A 19,173-nucleotide genomic window follows, 5' to 3' on the forward strand; every position below is an offset into this window, starting at 1 on the left:
GACCACCGCCGCTCCCCCGCCGCCGACGCGTACGACGTCGGGTTCGGGGAGGTTCTCCAGGATGTGCGGGGCGATGCCGTGGACCACCTGGAGCTGCACGCCGAAGCGGCGGGCGGCGAGGGTCGTCCGGCCGCAGGCACCGGGGTCGCGGTCGACGGCGATGACACCGGCGCCGCAGCGGGCGGCCTCGGTGGCGAAGGCCCCGCTGCCGGAGCCGATGTCCCACACGAGGTCACCCACGCGCGGTCCGAGACGGGCCAGTTGGGCCGAGCGCAGCAGCTCGCCCTCCCCCTCGCCCAGGGCGCCGCCGTAGACGTCGGCGGGCAGGGACCAGCCGCGGGGTCCGGCGCCGGGGTTGCGGCCGGCGATCCAGCCACCGTCCTCGGTGGTGCCCGCCGGGCCGATGACGATGACGAGGTTGGGGTCGCGCCAGGTGTGGTCGGCGGCCTTGTCGGAGGTGACGACGGTGACGCGTTCGCGTTCGGTGCCGAGTTCCTCGCAGATCACGAAGGTGCGGTGAACTCCTTCGAGGAGCAGGCCGAGTTCGGCGGGGCCGGCGCCGGGTGAGGTGAGGACGGCGACCTTGGTGTGGGCGCGGCACACGTTCACGGCGCGCCTGAGCGTGCGGCGGTGCGCGACGACGACCTGTGCGTCGTCCCAGGGCATTCCGGCGCGGGCGAAGGCGGCGGCCACGGAGGAGACACCGGGGACGACCTCGACTTCCAGGCCGAACTCGGGGGCCCGGAGCGTGCGGACGACTCCGAAGAAACCGGGATCGCCGTCGGCGAGGACCACGGCGGTGCCGCGGTGGGCGGCGATGCGGCGGGCGGCGAGGGCGACGCTGCCGAGCCGGACGCGTTCGGCGGTCGGGGGCACTTCGGGCAGGGCCAGATGGTGGGCGGCGCCGGCGACGAGTGTGGCGGCGGCGAGGGCGGAGCGCGCCGCGGCGGTCAGGGGGGAGCCGTCCCAGCCGATCACCGTGACCCGGTCGGCCATCGTCGTCAGTCTCCAGAAGGTTTTCGCAGCTCGTCAGGGAAGCCCGCACGGGGTCCCGTGAGCGTACCTGGTGACGGAGCGGGGTCCGGTGGCCGGGCTGCGGCCGTGTGCGCCCGTGGGTGGTTCAGTTCCAGTCCGAGTACGCGCCGAAACCGCCGCTGTCGGCCAGTTCCTCGCTGACGCCCTCGATGTCCTCCGGGAGGAGGCTCCACACGATGTAGTCGGTGCGGACCTCGGTCCAGCCGTCCTCGGGGGTGCGTGCGCGCGCTATGCAGGCGTTGCGCAGGACGCCCTCGCTGATACAGCCGATCTTCTGCGCGACCTGCTGGGAGGCGGTGTTGTCGGCGGCGGTGCGCAGCTCGATCCGTTCGAACTTCTGCTCGCGGAACAGCCATTGGGCGGTGGCGAGGGCCGCTTCGGAGGCGTAGCCCTCACCGCGTGCCCAGGGGGCGACGACGTACGACAGTTCGGTGGACCGGACGTGCCAGTTCGTGCCGGTCAGCTGGATGACGCCGACGAGGCGCTGGGTGAGGAACTCGGTGACGGCGAGGTCGAGGCCGCGGCCGGAGGTGCGTTCGGCGGGCGCGTACTCGGTGATCCAGGTGCGGGCGCCGGCCTCGGTGAACGGTTGCTGGACGTCGGTCCAGGCCATCACCTGCTCGTCGTTCATCATCTCGGTGAGCGCCTGGACGTCGTCCTCGCCGAACGGGCGCAGGACCAACCGCTCCGTGCTGATGGAGATGTCGGGAAAGGTGCTCGTCATGCGCCGCTCCGTAACCTTCGAAACCTTTGGGGGCTGCTGAACTGCCCAGCATGCAGCATGAAAGCACTGAATCGCACCACGGGGCCCACTCCCTGTGAGGGAGCGGACCCCATGCGTGGCGATACGCCGTATACGTGCCGCCGATTCGACGGGACGGCTCAGAAGGACGGGACGACCGAGCCGTTGCTCCACTTCTCCTCGATGAACTTCTTCACCTCGGGGGAGGTGAGGAGCTTCGCGAGCTTCTTCACACGCGGGTCGTCCTCGTTGCCCTCCTTCACGGCGAGGAAGTTGCCGTTCGGGTTGTCCTTGGCGGGCTCCACGGCGAGGGCGTCGTCGGCGGGCGACAGGTCGGCCTCGATGGCGTAGTTGCCGTTGATGACGGCCGCGTCGACGTCCTCCAGGGAGCGCGGGGTCTGGGCCGCCTCCAGCTCCTTGAACTTCAGCTTCTTCGGGTTCTCGGCGATGTCGGCGGGGGTCGCCGCGTTGTCGGCGCCGTCCTTGAGCGTGATGATCCCGGCGGCGTCGAGGAGCTTGAGGGCCCGCGCCTCGTTGACCGTGTCGTTCGGGACGGCGACGGTGGCGCCCGTCTTCAGGTCGTCCTTGCTCTTGACCTTGTCGGAGTAGAGGCCGAGCGGCTCCAGGTGCACGGTGACGACGGGCACGATGTGGGTGCCCTGCTTCTTGTTGAAGTCGTCGAGGTAGGGCTGGTTCTGGAAGTAGTTGGCGTCCACGGAGCCGTCCTCGGTGGCCGTGTTCGGCAGGACGTAGTCGGTGAACTCCTTGACCTCCAGGTCCAGCCCGGCCTTCTTCGCCAGGTTGTCCTTGACGAAGGTGAGGATCTCGGCGTGCGGGGTGGGGCTGGCGGCGACGACCAGCGGTCCGCTGGTGTCGGACGCGCTGTCGGCCGCGCCGGAGCCGCAGGCGGTGAGCCCGAAGGTGAGGGCTCCGGCGGCGAGGACGGCGGTGGTGAGCTTGGCGGTGTTACGCACGAAAAGTGCCTTTCCTTCTGGGTGGAGCTGTCCCGTCGTGGGTGGGACGGGAAGTCTGCGGATGCCGGGAGAGGTGCGCGGAGGTCAGACCTTGGTGAGCTCGGGGGCGGCGGCCTCGGCCTTCAGCAGCCGGAGCCTCGGGGCGGCTCCCGAGCGGCCGCCGCGGCGGTGGAGAGCGCGCGCCGCGTAGTCGCCGGCGAACTGGATGACGGAGATGACGACCGCCAGGACCGCCACGGTGATCCACATGAGGTCGGTCTCGAAACGCTGGTAGCCGTACCGGATGGCGATGTCGCCGAGGCCGCCGGCGCCGACGGTGCCGGCCATGGCGGAGTAGCCGATGAGCGCGACGACGGTGGTGGTCGCGGAGGAGATCAGCGAGGGCAGGGCCTCCGGGACGAGGACCTTGCGGACCACGGTCCAGGTGTTGCCGCCCATGGCCTGCACGGCTTCGACGAGCCCGTGGTCCACTTCGCGGACGGCCGTCTCGACGAGGCGCGCGAAGAACGGGATGGCGCCGATGGCGAGCGGCACGATCGCGGCCTCACGGCCGATGGTCGAGCCGGTGATCCAGCGGGTGAAGCCCATCAGGGCGACCATGAGGATGATGAAGGGCATCGAGCGGGCGATGTTCACGATCTGCCCGACGACCTTGTTGGCGAGGACGTTCTGCAGGAGCCCGCCGCGCTCGGTGAGGACGAGCAGCAGGCCGAGCGGGAGTCCGCCGACGACCGCGATCAGTGTGGACCAGCCGACCATGTAGAGGGTGTCCCAACAGGCCTGCTCCAGCAGGGGCCGCATCTCGGTCCAGTTCACTTGGCACCTTCCTTCGCGAGAACGGACTCCTGGCCGGCGCGGCCGAGCACGTCGATCTGGAGGCCCTGTTCGCGCAGGAACCCGACGGGGACGACGTTGTCCTCGTAACGGCCGGGCAGTTCGATGCGCATCCGGCCGATCTGGAGTCCGCCGACGGTGTCGATGGCGGCGCCGAGGATCGAGATGTCGATGTTGTAGGTGCGGGACAGCTGGGAGATGACCGGCTGGGTGGCCGCCTCGCCCTGGAAGGTGACGTCGAGGACGGTGCGGTCGTCGCCGGACGCCTCGCCGGTGACCGGGAAGAGCGCGGAGGCCAGCTCGGAGCCGGGGGTCGCGAGGAGTTCGCTGACGGTGCCGGACTCGACGACGCGGCCCTGCTCCATGAGAGCGGCCGAGTCGCAGATCGACTTGACGACGTCCATCTCGTGCGTGATGAGCAGGACGGTCAGGCCCAGCTGCCGGTTGAGGTCGCGCAGCAGCGTCAGGATCGAGCGGGTCGTCTCCGGGTCGAGGGCGCTGGTGGCCTCGTCGGAGAGGAGGACCTTCGGGTCGCCGGCCAGGGCGCGGGCGATGCCGACGCGCTGCTTCTGGCCGCCGGACAGCTGGGCCGGGTAGGCCTTGGCCTTGTCGGCGAGGCCGACGAGGTCGAGCAGTTCCAGGGCCTTGCGGGAGCGCTCCTTGCCGGAGGTGCCGAGGATCTCCAGCGGCAGTTCGACGTTGTCCTGGACGGTGCGCGTGGACAGCAGGTTGAAGTGCTGGAAGACCATGCCGATGCGGCTGCGCGCCCGGCGCAGCTCCCGGCCGGCGCGGGGGCCGCGGCCCGCGAGGGCGGTGAGGTCCTGGCCGGCGACCGTGACGGTGCCGGAGGTAGGGCGTTCGAGGAGGTTGACGCAGCGGATCAGCGAGGACTTGCCGGCGCCGGACTGGCCGATGACGCCGTACACCTCGCCCTCGCGTACGTGCAGGTCGACTCCGTCGAGGGCGGTGACCTCGCGGCCACGGCCGCGGTAGACCTTGGTGAGGCCCGATGTGGTGATCACTGGGTTTCCATCACTGTCGAGTACGCGGGCGTGGATGTGCCCGGGTACGGGAGACAAAGGTGTGCGCGGGGCATGAAGGTCACGTACGGCGTGCGGCGTACGGACGCGCCAAGGGTGCTCGCTTCGGGGCTCCCCCACTCTCGGCTTCGCTCGAGCGGGGGCACCCCCATGACTCAGGGGGTGCTGCGGGGGCCCTCTAGAAGGCGCACATTCGACACATACAACGAGCACCGGGCGTCATGGTCGCCTCGGTCGCACAGATGCGGCAGCTCGTCGTGGTCATGAGATCAGTAAAGCAGACGTATACCGGGGGTGAGAGACGACTGTCCGCATTACGGACAGCTTGGGCCGGTGGAGCAGCAGGTCAGGCGTGTGCTGTCCATTCTCTGGGCACCGGTGACTGTGGTGAAGGCCACGGCGTCCGGGACGGGCGCGTTCTCGCGCGGGGCCGGGCGCGGCGGGTGTTTTTCGCCGTAATAGGGTCGCGGCATGCTTGTTGCCCTGACGGTGGCGACCGCCGTCGCCGCGCTTCTGCTCGCCGCGTGGTGCGGCTGGGCCGCGTACCGGGACCAACCGACCAAGGACTGGCACTTCATCGGGATGGCCGTGGTGACGGTGCTGACCCTGGTGCAGCTGGTGGTCGGGATCGTGCTGCTGGCGCGCGGTGAGAAGCCCGAGCAGGGCACCACGATCTTCGTCTCCTATCTGCTCGGCTCCTTCGCCTGCGTCCCGGTGGCGGGGTTCATGTCCCTGGCGGAGCGCACCCGCTGGGGCAGCGTGACCGTCGCGGCCGGTGGTGTGGTGCTCGCGGTGCTGCAGGTACGGCTCTACGACATCTGGGGAGGCTGAGGTGACGGCCACGGACGACAAGCCGCGCGGCATGAACGACGACCCGCAGCAGAAGGACACGTCGCCGGAGCGGGTCGACGAGCCGCGGGAGAAGAAGCGGGCCCGCCTCATCGGCGGGCCCGGGATGCTGCTTGTCTGGCTGTACGGCGTGATGGTCGTCGGCGCGGTGTCGCGGTCCGTCGTGCAGATCTCCACCGAGTTCGAGCACGCGCCGCTCGCCTACTCGCTCTCCGCGGTCGCGGGTGTCGTGTACGGCTTCATCACCTACTCGCTGGTGCGGGGCGGGGAGTTCGCCCGGAAGGCGGCGCGGGTGTGCTGCGCCGTCGAGCTGGCGGGCGTGCTGATCGTGGGGACCTGGACGCTGGTCGAGCCGTCGGCGTTCCCCGACAAGACGGTGTGGTCGGACTACGGGATCGGCTATCTGTTCATCCCGGTGATCCTGCCGATCACCGGGATGTACTGGCTACGCAAGAGCGCGCGGCAGAAGGACGCCGCCTGACGTGCGTCAGGCCGTGGCCACGTACGCCTGGGCCGGCTTCTCCAGGATCACCATCGGTACGCCGTCGCGTCCCTGGCTGGTGCCGACCGCCTCGTAGCCCACCCGTCGGTACAGCCGGAGGTTCCCCTCGCTGCGGTGACCGGCGCTGAGGCGGAACTTGGTGGCGCCGCGCTCCTCCACGAGGGCCGACTCGGCCGCTCGGAGCAGGCGGGCGCCGATGCCGTGGCCCTGGAGGCGGGGGTGGACGCAGAGCTTGCCGATGGAGGCGGCACCGTCCTCGTCGAGGGCGCCGCGTACGGAGCCGACGACCTCGTCACCGAGGCGGGCCACGAAGACGCAGTCCGAGGCGACCTCCGCGCGGACCGAGTCGAGGCTCTGGACGAGCGGATCGATGCGGTAGTTGCCGTACAGCGCCGCCTCGCTCTGGAAGCACAGGTACTGCAGCCTGAAGATCTGCTCGGCGTCCTGCTCGGTCGCCACCGAGATGGTCACGCTCATGCCCATGTGTGCACGCCTCCCGCTCACCTGCTCACCTGTTGTCCCCCACTCCTATCCCCGCGGTTCGCGTGCCGCAACCTCCGTCGTCAGCATTCGCCGAAGACATCCCAGGCATCTGGAACGTTCCGGACCGAGGCTGCCCTGTGAGATACCCAACTCGCCCGCGATCTCGCGATAGGTGAGGTCCCGTGGTGACAGCAGGGCCGCGAGCAGCCGGGGGCAGCGGCCGGGGAGCCGGCGGACGGCGGCGTACAGGGCCCGGCGGCGGGCCGCGGTGAGCGCCTGCTGTTCCGGACCGGGCGCGTGGACGTCCACGGGCTCCGCCGCATACGGCTGTTCGGCTCGGGCCGTCCGGCGGCTGAGGCGGGCCTCGAAACGGACGGCGCTGCGCAGCCAGCCCTCGGGATCGGTGGGCGGGCCGTCGGCGTCGAGCCGTTCCAGCAGACGCAACCAGACCGCCTGCTCCAGGTCCCCCGCCTCGGCGCCGGCGGCGTACGCCTCGGCCGACGCCTCCGCGACGAGCAGGGGGCGGAGGGTGGTGAGCATGTCGGGTGTCATATGCGCCGGGACGCCGCCGCCCCGGCGGAGGGTTGCCGGGGCAGCGGGGTGTCACCCGATCGGGGCATGCGCCGCCTCCGTTGACGCGGAGCGCGTCGGGAGCGGGAGGGGGCGCGGGGGCGCGGGTCAGTCGCCCACGAAGTCCGCGTGCGCCAGCAGGCCCGTGTCCGTGTTGTCGGTGAAGATGCCGTCGATGCCGGTGTCGAAGTACACCTTGAACGCGCCGAACGCGTCGCCGTAGGCGTTGGCGTCGGTGCCCTTGCGGAAGTCGGCGGGCAGGAAGCTGTTCTCGTTACGCATGGTGTAGGGGTGCAGGATCAGGCCCTTGGCGTGCGCGTCCGCGACGAGGGTGGTCGGCGTGGTGAGCCTGCCGCCGGAGTCGCGCGGGATGATCAGGTCGAGGGTGGGGCCGATGCCGTTGGCGTAGGAGGCGATCCAGGCCAGCCCCTCGGGCTTGACCAGGTCGGCGACGGTGCGCGGGTCGCCGGCCTCGACGAAGTCCCAGGGGCGGGTGGCGGCGCCGGACAGCAGGACGACGAGGGGGCTGTCCACCAGGCGGTTGAGGCGCTGGATGCTGCTCGGCTCGAACGACTGGAGGAACACCGGAGAGTTCTTCCGGTGGCGGTCGTACTTGCGCAGCAGCTTGGCGAGCGGTTCCTCCAGGCCGAGGCCCAGCTTGCGGAAGTAGGTGGGGTGCTTGGTCTCGACGTGCAGCCAGATCCGCCGACCGCGCTTCCTGCCCTCCTTCTCGGCCCAGCGCAGGACCTCCTCGAAGGTGGGAATCTCCCAGCGGCCGTCGTAGAGCGTGTTCTCCTGCCGGGTGCCGGGGATGCGCTCCTTGGCGCGCAGGGTCTTCAGCTCGGCGAGGGTGAAGTCCTCGGTGAACCAGCCGGTGTAGGAGACGCCGTCGACGACCTTCGTGGTCTTCCGCTCGGCGAACTCGGCGTGGGACGCCACGTCGGTGGTGCCGGTGATGTCGTTCTCGTGACGGCACACCAGGTGGCCGTCCTTGGTGGGCACGAGGTCCTGTTCGATGACGTGCGCGCCCATGTCGAGGGCGAGCTGGTACGAGCCGAGCGTGTGCTCCGGGCGGTAGCCGCTGGCCCCGCGGTGCGCGATGATCGTCGGCACCGGCAGGCTCCGGTAGCCGCCGTGCGACGACGTGCCGGCCGCCTTCGCCTCCTCGGCTCCCGCCGTGCCCGGCAGCCCGAGGACGGCTCCGCCCGCGCCGAGCACCGCGGCCCCGAGCAGCGCCCGCCTGCCCGTTCCGCGCCCCTGCCCGCTCGGGTCCTGCGACTGACGCGACTCCTGCGTCCCCATGTCGGCTCCTCCCACCGCTGTGCCCTGCACCTGTCAAACCGGGTTGATCGTAGGTGCCACGAGGTGACCGTTGGGAGACCTGGGACCGAACACACGGGTGACGCCTCGTGTCGTACGAGTGGCGGAATTTGACGGGGCGTCGGACCCGTGGCGCGATGTCCGTCACATGTTCCGGGGCGGTGACGACCCGCCATCCGGGCGATACCGCAGGTAAAGGTATGTCAACAGTGCGTATCCACTCGGTGAACCCGATGTGCGCGGGCCTCGGGCGCGGGAGTATCGTCCTCACCTGCACAGACTTGTTCCGGAACGCTTGACATGGGAGGGCCCGTTGTCCCGCTTCGTGCTCATCAAGGCAGTGCTCGGACCGATCATGCGCCTGATGTTCCGCCCCCGGGTGGAGGGTGCGGAGCACATTCCGGGGGACGGCCCGGTGATCCTCGCCGGCAACCATCTGACCTTCATCGACTCGATGATCCTGCCGCTGGTCTGCGACCGGCAGGTCTGCTTCATCGGCAAGGACGAGTACGTCACCGGCAAGGGCCTCAAGGGGCGGCTGATGGCGTGGTTCTTCACCGGCGTCGGCATGATCCCCGTCGACCGCGACGGAGGGCGCGGGGGCGTCGCCGCCCTGATGACCGGACGGCGCATCCTCGACGAGGGCAAGGTGTTCGGCATCTACCCCGAGGGCACCAGGTCGCCCGACGGGCGCCTGTACCGGGGGCGTACGGGTATCGCCCGGCTGACCCTGATGACCGGCGCGCCGGTCGTGCCGTTCGCGATGATCGGCACGGACAAGATCCAGCCGGGGGGCGCGGGGCTGCCCCGGCCGCACCGGGTGACCGTGCGGTTCGGTGAGGCGATGGAGTTCTCCCGCTACGAGGGCATGGACCGGGACCGGTACGTGCTGCGTGCGGTCACCGACTCGGTGATGACCGAGGTCATGCGGCTGTCCGGGCAGGAATATGTGGACATGTACGCCTCGAAGGCCAAGGAAGCGGCGTAAAAAGACCCGACCCGCCGCCCGGTCGGGCGATAGGGTCCCGGTGTGCGTTGATCTTCCGGGCGGCAGCCGTGTGCTGCCGCAGACGGTGCGGGGCGGCTCCCTGACGGGGCCGCCCCTCGGGCATACCCGTCGTCACACCACCGGAGATCCGCACCATGACCGCGCAGCAGCCGCTCACCTACGACGCGTTCGTCCGGCTCGCCACCGCCGATCCAGCCGTCGTCGGCCTCGTGCTCAAGGGCTCCCGGGCCCATGACGGGATGACCACCGAGCACTCCGACCACGACCTGTACGTGGTCCTCGCCGACGGGGCGACCACCGATCTCACCCGGTTCTCGGGCCGTCGCACCCCCGAGCTGGACCTCGTCGTCCTCTCCCTCGGAGAGTTCCGGGCAGTCGGCATGCCCGGTTTCGAGCGCTACGCCCTGGCCCGCGCCCGGATCGTGCTCGACCGCCTCGACGGAGGCATCGCCCGGATCCTCGCCGACAAGGCCCGGCTGGACGCCGACGAGGCGTTCCGGGCCGCCGGCGAGTGGCTCGACGCCTACGCCAACTCCCTCTACCGCTCCGTCAAGAACCACCGGGACGGCCAGGCACTCGCCGCGCGGCTCGACGCCGCCGACAGTGTGCGTTTCCTGCTCGAACTGCTTTTCGCTCTCGACCGTCGCCCCCGCCCGTACAACAAGTACCTGGAGTGGGAACTCGTCCGGCACCCGCTGTCGGGCTGGGACACGGCCGCGTTGCTCGACGCCGTGGGCCGGGTCGCGACGACCGGCGCCGTGGCCCCGCAACAGCGGCTCTTCGCCCGTGTCGAGGCGGTGGCACGAGAAGCGGGGCTCGGCGACGTACTGGACGCGTGGGGCGAGGACCTCGCCCTCATGCGCCCCCGGTGAGGGACCGGTTCACGCCCCCGCCGGGGCGCACGGGGCGGTCTAGTGCTGTGACCGGAAGGGTTTGCCGGAAAGCTCGCGGCGTCCGGTGCGGTGCCTCGCAAGGCGGAGCATGACCCGCGTACTGGATGTACTCGGGTCATGCGACAACGCCGCGAGGTGCCGTGCCGGGCGTCGCGAGCCGGTGAACCTTTCCGGTCACAGCACTAGCTCTTGCTGTCCAGTCGCTGGCCGCGCAGCATGAACCAGGCCGCGGCCGCCGTCGCCAGCAGGACCGCCGCTCCGACGCCGACCGCGAGGGTGAGGCCGTCGACGAAGGACTCCCGGGCGGACGCCAGCAGGGCCTGAGCGCTGTCCGACGGGAGACCGGCGGCCACCTCCACCGCTCCGCCCAGTGACTCGTGCGCCCCGTCCGGGGTGCCCGCGGGTGCCGCGAAGCCCCGGTAGACGCCGGTCACGATCGAGCCGAGCAGGGCGATGCCGAGGGCCGCGCCGAGTTCGTACGCCGTCTCGGAGACCGCTGAGGCCGCCCCGGCCTGGTCCTTGGGGACCGAGGAGAGGATGACGTCGGCGGTCACCGTGAAGGAGAGGCCCGCGCCGACGCCGACGACCAGGAGGGCGGCTCCCAGCAGCGGATAGCCGGTGGACTCGTCGATCACCGTCAGGACGCCCAGGGCCAGGCCGATCGCGGCCAGGCCACCGGCGACGACGGCCCGTACCGAGTAGCGCCGGGCGGCGCGGCCGGCGACTAGACCGGCCACGACCGCGCCCACGGCGGCGGGGAGTTCCGCGAGGCCCGCCTCGAAGGGCCGCCTGCCCTGGACGAGTTGCAGGTACTGGGAGAGGAAGAAGACGAGGCCGGACAGGCCGAACACGGTCAGCAGGTCGGCGAGGACGGCACCCGAGAACCCGCGGTCACGGAACAGTCGCATGTCCAGCAGCGGCTGCGGCAGGACCAGTTGGCGGCGTACGAAGAAGAACAGAGCGGCGACGCCGCACAGGCCCGCGGCGAGCGCGTTGCCGTCGATGCCGTGGCTGGCGATCTCCTTCACGGCGTACACCACAGCGATCATGCCGACGAGGGACAGGCCGACGCTGAGCAGGTCCCACGGGCCGGGGTTCGGGTGGCGGGACTCGGGGAGCAGCTTGCTGCCGACGACGACCAGCACGATCATCACGGGCAGGTTGATCAGGAAGACCGAGCCCCACCAGAAGTGCTCCAGCAGGAAACCGCCGACGACCGGGCCGATCGCCGTGCCGGCTGAGGCGGTGGCGCCCCAGATGCCGATGGCGAGGCTGCGCTCACGCGGGTCGTGGAAGAGGTTGCGGATCAGGGCGAGGGTGGCGGGCATCAGGGTCGCGCCCGCCACACCGAGCAGCGCCCGCGCGACGATCATCATCTGGGGCGTCGTCGCGTAGGCGTTCAGCACGGATATCGCGCCGAACGCGGTGGCGCCGATCAGCAGCAGCTTCTTGCGGCCGATGCGGTCGCCGAGGCTGCCGGCCGACACCAGCAGGCCCGCGATGACGAACGAGTAGACGTCGCCGATCCAGAGCAGCTGGGTGCCCGAGGGGTTGAGGTCCTCACTGATGTAGGGGGTCGCGAGGCCGAGGACGGTCGCGTCGACGGCCACCAGCAGCACGGCGAGCACGAGGACGCCGAGCGCGAGCCAACGGCCCGGCCGCTTCACCGCCTCGGTCGTGGACGCCGGCTGCAGGGTGCTGGTCATGATTCCTCTCTCCGTACCGCGCCGCCGAGCAACAGCTCGGCGATCATGTGGGTGAAGTCCTTGCCGGCGACCCGGCCCTCCGAGACCGCCCAGGCGCCGGAGGCCAGCAGGCCGTACAGCGCCTCGGTGAGCCAGGCCGGGGTCAGGTCGATGCGGAACTCGCCGGCTGCCTGGCCGCGTCTGAAGAGGGTCGCGACGCGGTCGTCGATCCTGGTCCAGCCCTTGTTCTGCGCGTCCCCCTCGAACAACTGGCTCTCGGTGTAGAGGAAGGCGAGCAGGCCCGCGGCCGGTTCGATCTCGCGCACGAGGCGCCGTACGGCGTCGTGCGCCGGGCCGTCGTCCAGGCGGGCCGCGTCGAGCGCGGTCTCGCACTCCGCGATGCAGAGCGCCTCCAGTGCCAGGACGAGTGCGTCCCGCCCCGCGAAGTGGCGGTGCAGCGTGGCCCGGCTGATCCCGGCGGCCTTGGCGACCTCGTCCATGGTCGCGGTGGATTTGCGGGTCAGCAGGGCCGCGGCACTGCGCAGCACATGGTCACGGTCGACAGCCATGAGACAACCATAGACCACATGAGACATCTTTGTCTCAGCACGGGCATGCGTGTCTCACGTCTCAGGTGTGCGTGCCCATAGGTCGGCGCGCCGCTCGACCGGCGTACTGCTCCGCCGACGAACGGCGCTCCGCTCAGCCCGTGCCGCTCAGTGCCAGGGCAGGCCGCCGCGCTTCTCCCAGTAGGCGCGGGGCTCCTCGACGAGTGTCGAGAGCCGGGTCAGCTGGTCCTCGTCGAGGTCCACGACCGCCGCGTGCAGGTTGGAGGCGAGCTGGTGGACGGTGGCGGCGCCGGACAGCACGACGCCCGCCCATGGTTGGCGGAGGATCAGCGCGAGGGCGACCGCGTCGCAGCCGAGGGACGTCTCGGCGGCCACGGCCCGCAGCGCGTCCGGGGCGTGCGGCTCGGCGAGCCTGCCGTTGGCCATGCCCTCCTTGACGATCACGGTGAGCCCGGCGTCGTGCGCCTCGGCGAGGGCGGGGGCGGCGGAGGTCTCCAGCGCGTTGTACGTCGACTGGACGGTACGGAAGAGGGGCTCGCCGTCGACCGTCACGGTGAGGGCGGCCCGGATGGCGTCGGCCTGCGCCGGGCCGCTCGTGGAGAAGCCGATCGTGACGCCCCGGGCGGCCGCCTCCGCCAGCTTGGCGTGGAGTTCCTTGTCGGTGAGGGCCGGACTGTCCGGGGTGACCGAGTGGATCTGATAGAGGTCGAGCCGGTCGCCGAGCAGTTCGGCGGTCTCGGCGCGCTGCCGCTCGTACGTGGCGACGCCGTGGTCCTTGACCTCGTGGTGCTCGGCGTCGGTGGTCCAGTCGGCGGTGTAGGTGTAGCCCCATTTGCTGCCCACGACGATGTCGTCGAGGTCGGGGCGGGCCTTCAGCCAGTCGGCGAGGAACTCCTCGGAGCGGCCGTAGGAGCGGGCCACGTCGACGTAGCGGACGCCCTGCGCGTAGGCGGCGTCGAGGAGTTCGTGGGTGCGGGTGCGCAGCGCGTCGACACCGCGGTCGGGGCCGAGGTCCTCGTCCCGGCCGAGGTTGATGTAGCCGGGGCGGCCGACGGCGGCGAGGCCGAGTCCGATGTGGCAGGTGGGGGTGGTCGCTGAGGCCAGTCGGGCGAAGGGCATCGCGGGCTCCGTTCGGTCGGCTCCTTACGGCTTCCGACCAACGTAACCCGCGATGACCTTGGTTGTGCGGTGCGGGGGCACCCGCGTCGGCGTCAGCCCTGCTTCGCCGTCGCCCAGGCGTGCTGGACGGCCAGGTTCTCCTTGACCTCCGCCAGCTGGGTGGCGACCGCGGAGGGGGCCGTGCCGCCGCGGCCGTCGCGGGAGGCGAGGGCGCCGGGGACGTTGAGGACCGTGCGGACCTCGGGGGTGAGGTGGGCGGAGATCTTGGCGAACTGTTCGTCCGTCAGCTCGTCGAGCTCCTTGTTCCCGGACTCGGCGACCTTGACGCACTCGCCGGCGACCTCGTGCGCGACCCGGAACGGCACGCCCTGCTTGACCAGCCACTCGGCGATGTCGGTGGCGAGGGAGAAGCCGGCGGGGGCCAGTTCCTCCATGCGCTCGCGGTGGACGGTGAGGGTGGCCATCATCCCGGTGAAGGCGGGGAGCAGGACCTCCAGCTGGTCGATGGAGTCGAAGACCGGCTCCTTGTCCTCCTGGAGGTCCCGGTTGTAGGCGAGCGGGAGGGCCTTCAGGGTCGCCATGAGACCGGTCAGATTGCCGATGAGGCGGCCGGACTTGCCCCGGGCCAGCTCGGCGATGTCCGGGTTCTTCTTCTGCGGCATGATCGAGGAGCCGGTGGAGAACGCGTCGTGGAGCGTGACGAAGGAGAACTCCTTCGTGTTCCAGATGATGACCTCCTCGGCGATCCGGGAGAGGTTCACCCCGATCATCGCGGTGATGAAGGCGAACTCGGCGACGAAGTCGCGGGAGGCCGTGCCGTCGATGGAGTTGCCCGAGCTGCCGTGCTCGAAGCCGAGGTCCTTCGCGACCGCCTCCGGGTCGAGGCCGAGGGAGGACCCGGCGAGGGCACCGGAACCGTACGGGGAGACCGCCGTGCGCTCGTCCCACTGACGCAGCCGCTCGGCGTCGCGGGACAGGGACTGGACGTGCGCGAGGACGTGGTGGGCGAACAGCACCGGCTGGGCGTGCTGGAGGTGGGTGCGGCCGGGCATCGCCACGTCCGGGTGGGCCTCGGCCAGGCCGACCAGCGCGTCCTGGAGTTCGGCGATCAGGCCGCCGATGACGCGGGCGTGGTCGCGCAGGTACATGCGGAAGAGGGTCGCGACCTGGTCGTTGCGGGAGCGGCCGGCGCGCAGCTTGCCGCCGAGGTCGGGGCCGAGGCGCTCCAGCAGACCCCGCTCCAGGGCGGTGTGCACGTCCTCGTCGGCGATGGTGCCGACGAAGGAGCCGTCGGCGACGTCCGCCTCGAGCCGGTCGAGGCCGGCCAGCATGTCGGTCAGCTCGCCGTCCGTGAGCAGACCCGCCTTGTGCAGCACGCGCGCGTGGGCGCGGGAGCCCGCGATGTCGTAGGGCGCCAGTCGCCAGTCGAAGTGGACGGACGCGGACAGCTTCGCCAGGGCCTCGGCGGGACCGTCGGCGAAACGGCCGCCCCAGAGCCGAACGTCACCGCTGTTGCTGCTCACTTGCGCTGCTCCTAGAGAGGTGTGGATCTTCCACGTGCGTCCGCCGCGACCGTCGGCGGCCGATGCTTGCCGTGCATGATTATGCAGAACTCTGCATGAATCGTCAATGTGAGAGAAGTTCAAGAGAAAAGCAAGAAGCCTTGAACACGCGAAACCGCTTTCCCGTACCTCTCCCCGAACGCAGGCGCCGCGTTAGATCACACCGACCACACCTGACCCGAGTGAGGCATCCGCATGTCCAGGGCTCTTCCGAAGTACAACAAGCGTCGCGTAGGGATCATCGGCGGCGCCGCCGCGGTCGTGCTCTCCGGAGCGGTCATCGCGGGTTCCGCTCTCGCCGGTGAGGGTGCCAACAAGGACGGGCAGGACGGCGCCGCGTCCCCCGGCACCATCGCGTGCCCGGCGGTCGAGGGCAGCCTGCCGGCGATCCCCGCGTCCGCCAAGGCCGAGGTCGACCGCAACCTCGCCCTGCTGCAGACCCAGATCCAGGAGGCCAACAAGCGCCTCGTCGACACGGTCGGCCAGGGTGGTCCGAACTTCGTCCAGAACGCCATCCTCGGCCCGCTGGAGGACAAGCGCGTCGCCGCGCTGAACCGCATCGAGACCGCCATCGGCCGCGCCGCCGCCAAGCCCGAGGGCCTGGAGAAGCTCGCCCCCTGCCAGCTCAACCAGGGCGGCGCCGCGGGCGCCGGCGACCAGGCGGGCGCCGGAGCCGGTGCCGGCGCGGACGCCGGGGCCGGAGCGGGCGACGCCGGTGCGGGGAACGACGCGGGTGCCCCGGGCACCATCTCCTGCCCGGCCGTCGAGGGCAGCCTCCCGGCGATCCCCGCCTCCGCCCAGGCCGAGGTCGACCGCAACCTCGCCCTCCTCGACACCCAGATCCAGGAAGCCAACAAGCGCCTCGTCGACACCGTCGGCCAGGGCGGCCCCAACTTCGTCAACAACGCCATCCTCGGCCCGCTGGAGGACAAGCGCGTCGCCGCGCTGAACCGCATCGAGACCGCCATCGGCCGCGCCGCCGCCAAGCCCGAGGGCCTGGAGAAGCTCGCCCCCTGCCAGCTCAACCAGTAGTCCTCCGGCTCGGCCGGAGTGACCTCCTGCGCTCCTGATCGGGGGCGACAGGGGCTCCGGCCGCCCCGCGCGCCGGCCGGAGCGGCCACGGAAGACCCGGTTCCGGGTGGATCCCCGCAAGGGGACCCACCCGGAATTCGCGTTCTCGCACCTGATCCGCATCCCCGACTCCGTGCCCGCTTCCTCGAGGGATTCCTTAGACAGGCGAAGTTTTTCCGTCAATAATCGTTAGACATGGGAAAGACTTACGAGCGCATCGACGGCCGCCTCCGTACGTTCATCGAGGCCCAGCCCCTCTTCTTCACCGCCTCGGCGCCCCTGTCGGCCGACGGCACGGTCAACCTCTCCCCCAAGGGCCTGCGGGGCTCGTTCGTGGTCCTCGACGAACTCACCGTCGCCTATCTGGACTTCGCGGGGTCCAACGCGGAGACCATCGCGCATCTGCGGGAGAACGGCCGGATCACCCTCATGTGGTGCGCCTTCCAGGGCCCGCCCACCATCGTGCGCGTCCACGGCAAGGGCGAGGCCGTCTTCCGTGACGACCCGCGCTTCCCGGAGCTCCTGGCGCGCTTCCCCGACATCGACCCCACCCCGCACGGTCTGCGCGCTGTCATCGTCGTGCGGGCCGAACTCGTCCGCGACAGCTGCGGCTACTCGGTGCCCTTCATGGCGTACGAGGAGGACCGCGATCTGCACGGGCGCCGCTTCGCGCGCGAGGACGACGACTCGCTCACCGCGTACTTCCGCTCCAAGGAGCACATCGAGACCAGCCTGGACGGACTGCCCGGGCTGCCGTTGCCGCTGCCGCCCTCGGCCGGCTGAAAACGGAACATCCCGTTCGACGAGCGGTTTCCCCACCACGTTGAACACACGGCACTCCCTGCACGTACGTGTGGGCCAAGGGTCCAGCCCACCACGGAGGAACCGTGTCCACGATCGCCGGAGGTCGCGCCGCGCGCCGCCAGACGATGCGCCGCATCCGACCTCGCCGCTCCCCCGCCGTCCCGCTGCTGATCGCCTTCTGGGCGGGCGCGGCGGCGGTGGTGTGGCTGTGGTGGGACAACACGCCCTCCATCGCGGACCAGGGCAGCCAGATGGTCAACGCCGGCCGGATCACGGGCCTGCTCGGCGGATACCTGATGGCGCTGGTGGTCCTCCAGATGGCGCGGGTGCCCGCGCTGGAACGTCGGGTGGGCTCCGACCGGGTCGCCCGCTGGCACGCGATGACCGGCCGCTACACGCTCTGCCTGGTCGTGGCGCACGTCGTCCTCACGATGTACGGGTACGCCCTCCAGGCCGGTCTGACCCACACCGCGATCCTCCAGCAGACCATCGACTCCATCAACCAGCTGCCGGACATGGGCAAGGCCGCCATCGGCACCGGTCTGCTGGTGTTCATCGGGCTGATCTCGATCGGCCCGGTCCGCAAGCGGATCCCGTACGACCTCTGGTACCACACCCACCTGCTGACGTACGCGGCGACGTTCCTGACGTTCTGGCACCAGATCACCACCGGCAACGAGTTCGCCGCCACCCCCGAGGCGAAGACGGGCTGGTACGCCCTGTACGGGTCGGTGACCGCGCTGGTCGTCTGGTACCGGATCCTCACCCCGATCCGGCTGAACATGCGGCACCGGCTGCGCGTCGAGGCCGTCATCGAGGAGTCGCCCGGCATCGTCTCGGTGCTGATGAGCGGGCGCAAGCTGCACCGGATGGGCGCGGAGGCCGGACAGTTCTTCCGCTGGCGGTTCCTGGCCCCCGGAATGCGGTTCAGCTCGCACCCGTACTCGCTGTCGGCGGCGCCGCGCCCCAACATGCTGCGCATCACCGTCAAGGCGATCGGCGACCACAGCTCCGCCCTGCGCGACCTGGAGCCCGGCACCCGGGTGTGGGCCGAGGGCCCGTACGGGGCGCTCACGGCCGCCAAGCGCAGCCGGGGCAAGGTGCTGCTGGTGGCCGGCGGCGTGGGCATCACGCCGATGCGGGCCCTGTTCGAGACGCTGCCCGGCGCGGCCGGTGACCTGACCCTGCTCTACCGGGCCAACAGCACCCAGGACCTGGCGCTGTGGGACGAGCTCGCGCAGATCGCGGAGGAGCGCGGGGCGCGGCTGATGTACGCGGTGAACAGCCCGGACGGCGAGCGCCCCGACATCTCGGCGGACTCCCTGCGCCGGAAGATCCCGGACATCGAGCGCCACGACGTCTTCCTGTGCGGTCCGCCCGGGTTCGCCCAGGGCGTGTACGAGGCACTGCGCGGGGCGGGCGTCCCCACCCGCCGTATCCACCACGAGTCGTTCGAGATGTGAGCGACGGGCCCGCGGGCCGTCGCGCACTCACCACGGGGCCGTCCCCCATCGACCCCTGCCCATGGGACTGCCCACGGGGCTTCCCCCTACCTGCCTTCTCACTTCAGGAGCTGAAGGAGCGATGAAGAAGAGCCACCCCATCCGGCGGACCCTGCTCGCCACCGCCGCCACCGTGTCCGGCATCGTGCTGCTGCTGTCGCTGAAGCCCGCCTCGGACCCGGCCGGATCGGTACAGGCCGGAGCGGCCGGGGGCGCTCCGTCGGCCCAGGGCGGGGTGGTGGCGGGCGCGCAGACCCTCACGGGCACCGCCGTGCAGACCGAGTACGGGCCGGTCCAGGTCCGTATCACCGTCGACGGCGGCAAGATCACCCAGGCCGATGCCGTCCAGAAGCCCAGCGGCGGCCGCTCCACGCAGATCAGCGGCACCGCCATCCCCAAGCTCAACCAGGCGGCCGTCGCCGCGGGCAACGCCGACATCGACGCGGTGTCGGGCGCCACCTACACCAGCGACGGCTACAAGCAGTCCCTCCAGTCCGCCCTCGACCAGGCCGGCAGCGCGCAGGGCTCGGGCGGGCAGGGCTCGGGGGCGCAGACGCTCACGGGTACGACCGTGCAGACCGACTACGGCCCGGTCCAGGTCCGTATCACC

Annotated in this window: 20 protein-coding genes; 8 read left to right on the forward strand and 12 right to left on the reverse strand. The window is 70.8% G+C overall.

The annotated features are described in order from the left end of the window. From cbiE to AOK23_RS02750, 5 genes are all read right to left on the reverse strand, one after another. Positions 1-996, reverse strand: a 996-nt coding sequence (gene cbiE / locus AOK23_RS02730; protein WP_055711142.1) for a precorrin-6y C5,15-methyltransferase (decarboxylating) subunit CbiE, incomplete at its 3' end; no start/stop codon positions are given. Between the two features lie 124 nt (positions 997-1,120). Beyond that, a complete protein-coding gene (locus tag AOK23_RS02735) occupies positions 1,121-1,759 on the reverse strand; it encodes a GNAT family N-acetyltransferase (protein WP_055711143.1) in 639 nt (212 codons plus the stop codon). 158 nt (positions 1,760-1,917) lie between these two features. Next, complete coding sequence (locus AOK23_RS02740) at positions 1,918-2,751, reverse strand: MetQ/NlpA family ABC transporter substrate-binding protein (RefSeq protein WP_055711144.1); 834 nt, start codon at positions 2,749-2,751, stop codon at positions 1,918-1,920. 84 nt (positions 2,752-2,835) lie between these two features. Beyond that, positions 2,836-3,567, reverse strand: a complete 732-nt coding sequence (locus AOK23_RS02745) for a methionine ABC transporter permease (RefSeq protein WP_055711145.1) — start codon at positions 3,565-3,567, stop codon at positions 2,836-2,838. Then, positions 3,564-4,607: a methionine ABC transporter ATP-binding protein gene (locus AOK23_RS02750; protein WP_055711146.1), complete on the reverse strand. Its 1,044-nt coding sequence runs from the start codon at positions 4,605-4,607 to the stop codon at positions 3,564-3,566. The genes AOK23_RS02745 and AOK23_RS02750 overlap by 4 nt, the downstream gene beginning before the upstream one ends. Positions 4,608-5,096: 489 nt before the next feature. Here AOK23_RS02750 and AOK23_RS02755 point away from each other — a divergent pair, with 489 nt between their 5' ends. Beyond that, the gene (locus tag AOK23_RS02755) at positions 5,097-5,456 is read left to right on the forward strand and encodes a hypothetical protein (protein WP_055711147.1); all 360 of its coding nucleotides are present in this window, start codon (positions 5,097-5,099) and stop codon (positions 5,454-5,456) included. A gap of 31 nt (positions 5,457-5,487) precedes the next feature. Beyond that, positions 5,488-5,955 (forward strand): hypothetical protein, encoded by a 468-nt coding sequence (locus tag AOK23_RS02760; RefSeq protein ID WP_055711158.1) that lies wholly within the window; start codon positions 5,488-5,490, stop codon positions 5,953-5,955. Between the two features lie 6 nt (positions 5,956-5,961). Here AOK23_RS02760 and AOK23_RS02765 read toward each other — a convergent pair whose 3' ends face one another. The 3 genes from AOK23_RS02765 to AOK23_RS02775 all read right to left on the reverse strand — a co-directional run bounded on the left by AOK23_RS02765 (position 5,962) and on the right by AOK23_RS02775 (position 8,331). Further along, positions 5,962-6,459, reverse strand: a complete 498-nt coding sequence (locus AOK23_RS02765; protein WP_055711148.1) for a GNAT family N-acetyltransferase — start codon at positions 6,457-6,459, stop codon at positions 5,962-5,964. A 45-nt stretch (positions 6,460-6,504) separates the two neighbouring features. Continuing rightward, positions 6,505-7,011 (reverse strand): RNA polymerase sigma factor, encoded by a 507-nt coding sequence (locus AOK23_RS02770; protein WP_055711149.1) that lies wholly within the window; start codon positions 7,009-7,011, stop codon positions 6,505-6,507. A 126-nt stretch (positions 7,012-7,137) separates the two neighbouring features. After that, entirely contained in the window at positions 7,138-8,331 is a 1,194-nt protein-coding gene (locus tag AOK23_RS02775; RefSeq protein ID WP_107102712.1) for a glycerophosphodiester phosphodiesterase, read from the reverse strand. A 331-nt stretch (positions 8,332-8,662) separates the two neighbouring features. Between AOK23_RS02775 and AOK23_RS02780 the strand changes: the two genes are divergently transcribed. Then, positions 8,663-9,337, forward strand: a complete 675-nt coding sequence (locus AOK23_RS02780; RefSeq protein WP_055518690.1) for a lysophospholipid acyltransferase family protein — start codon at positions 8,663-8,665, stop codon at positions 9,335-9,337. Between the two features lie 155 nt (positions 9,338-9,492). Further along, a complete protein-coding gene (locus AOK23_RS02785; protein ID WP_055711151.1) occupies positions 9,493-10,230 on the forward strand; it encodes a hypothetical protein in 738 nt (245 codons plus the stop codon). Positions 10,231-10,433: 203 nt separating this feature from the next. Here the strand turns inward: AOK23_RS02785 and AOK23_RS02790 are convergent, their stop codons facing one another. The 4 genes from AOK23_RS02790 to argH form a co-directional block, all read right to left on the reverse strand. Continuing rightward, complete coding sequence (locus tag AOK23_RS02790) at positions 10,434-11,957, reverse strand: MFS transporter (RefSeq protein WP_055711152.1); 1,524 nt, start codon at positions 11,955-11,957, stop codon at positions 10,434-10,436. Then, on the reverse strand, positions 11,954-12,505 hold the full coding sequence (locus AOK23_RS02795) for a TetR/AcrR family transcriptional regulator (protein ID WP_055711153.1): 552 nt from the start codon (positions 12,503-12,505) through the stop codon (positions 11,954-11,956). The genes AOK23_RS02790 and AOK23_RS02795 overlap by 4 nt, the downstream gene beginning before the upstream one ends. A 147-nt stretch (positions 12,506-12,652) precedes the next feature. Next, positions 12,653-13,624, reverse strand: a complete 972-nt coding sequence (locus tag AOK23_RS02800; protein ID WP_055711154.1) for an aldo/keto reductase — start codon at positions 13,622-13,624, stop codon at positions 12,653-12,655. A 92-nt stretch (positions 13,625-13,716) separates the two neighbouring features. Next, positions 13,717-15,147 carry an argininosuccinate lyase gene (argH, locus tag AOK23_RS02805; RefSeq protein ID WP_055711155.1) on the reverse strand — a complete coding sequence of 477 codons (1,431 nt, stop codon included), beginning with the start codon at positions 15,145-15,147 and terminating at the stop codon, positions 13,717-13,719. Positions 15,148-15,381: 234 nt separating this feature from the next. Between argH and AOK23_RS02810 the strand changes: the two genes are divergently transcribed. The 4 genes from AOK23_RS02810 to AOK23_RS02825 form a co-directional block, all read left to right on the forward strand. Beyond that, on the forward strand, positions 15,382-16,218 hold the full coding sequence (locus AOK23_RS02810) for a hypothetical protein (protein WP_055711156.1): 837 nt from the start codon (positions 15,382-15,384) through the stop codon (positions 16,216-16,218). A gap of 234 nt (positions 16,219-16,452) precedes the next feature. Next, positions 16,453-17,040: a pyridoxamine 5'-phosphate oxidase family protein gene (locus AOK23_RS02815; RefSeq protein WP_055711157.1), complete on the forward strand. Its 588-nt coding sequence runs from the start codon at positions 16,453-16,455 to the stop codon at positions 17,038-17,040. Positions 17,041-17,186: 146 nt separating this feature from the next. Continuing rightward, positions 17,187-18,524, forward strand: coding sequence for a ferredoxin reductase family protein (locus tag AOK23_RS02820; protein ID WP_055540216.1), 1,338 nt, complete (start codon positions 17,187-17,189; stop codon positions 18,522-18,524). A 121-nt stretch (positions 18,525-18,645) separates the two neighbouring features. Further along, positions 18,646-19,173 (forward strand): FMN-binding protein (locus AOK23_RS02825; protein WP_157877921.1); only part of this gene is annotated, 528 nt, incomplete at its 3' end.

This window comes from Streptomyces torulosus (assembly GCF_001419765.1).
In the GTDB taxonomy this organism is placed as follows: domain Bacteria; phylum Actinomycetota; class Actinomycetes; order Streptomycetales; family Streptomycetaceae; genus Streptomyces; species Streptomyces torulosus.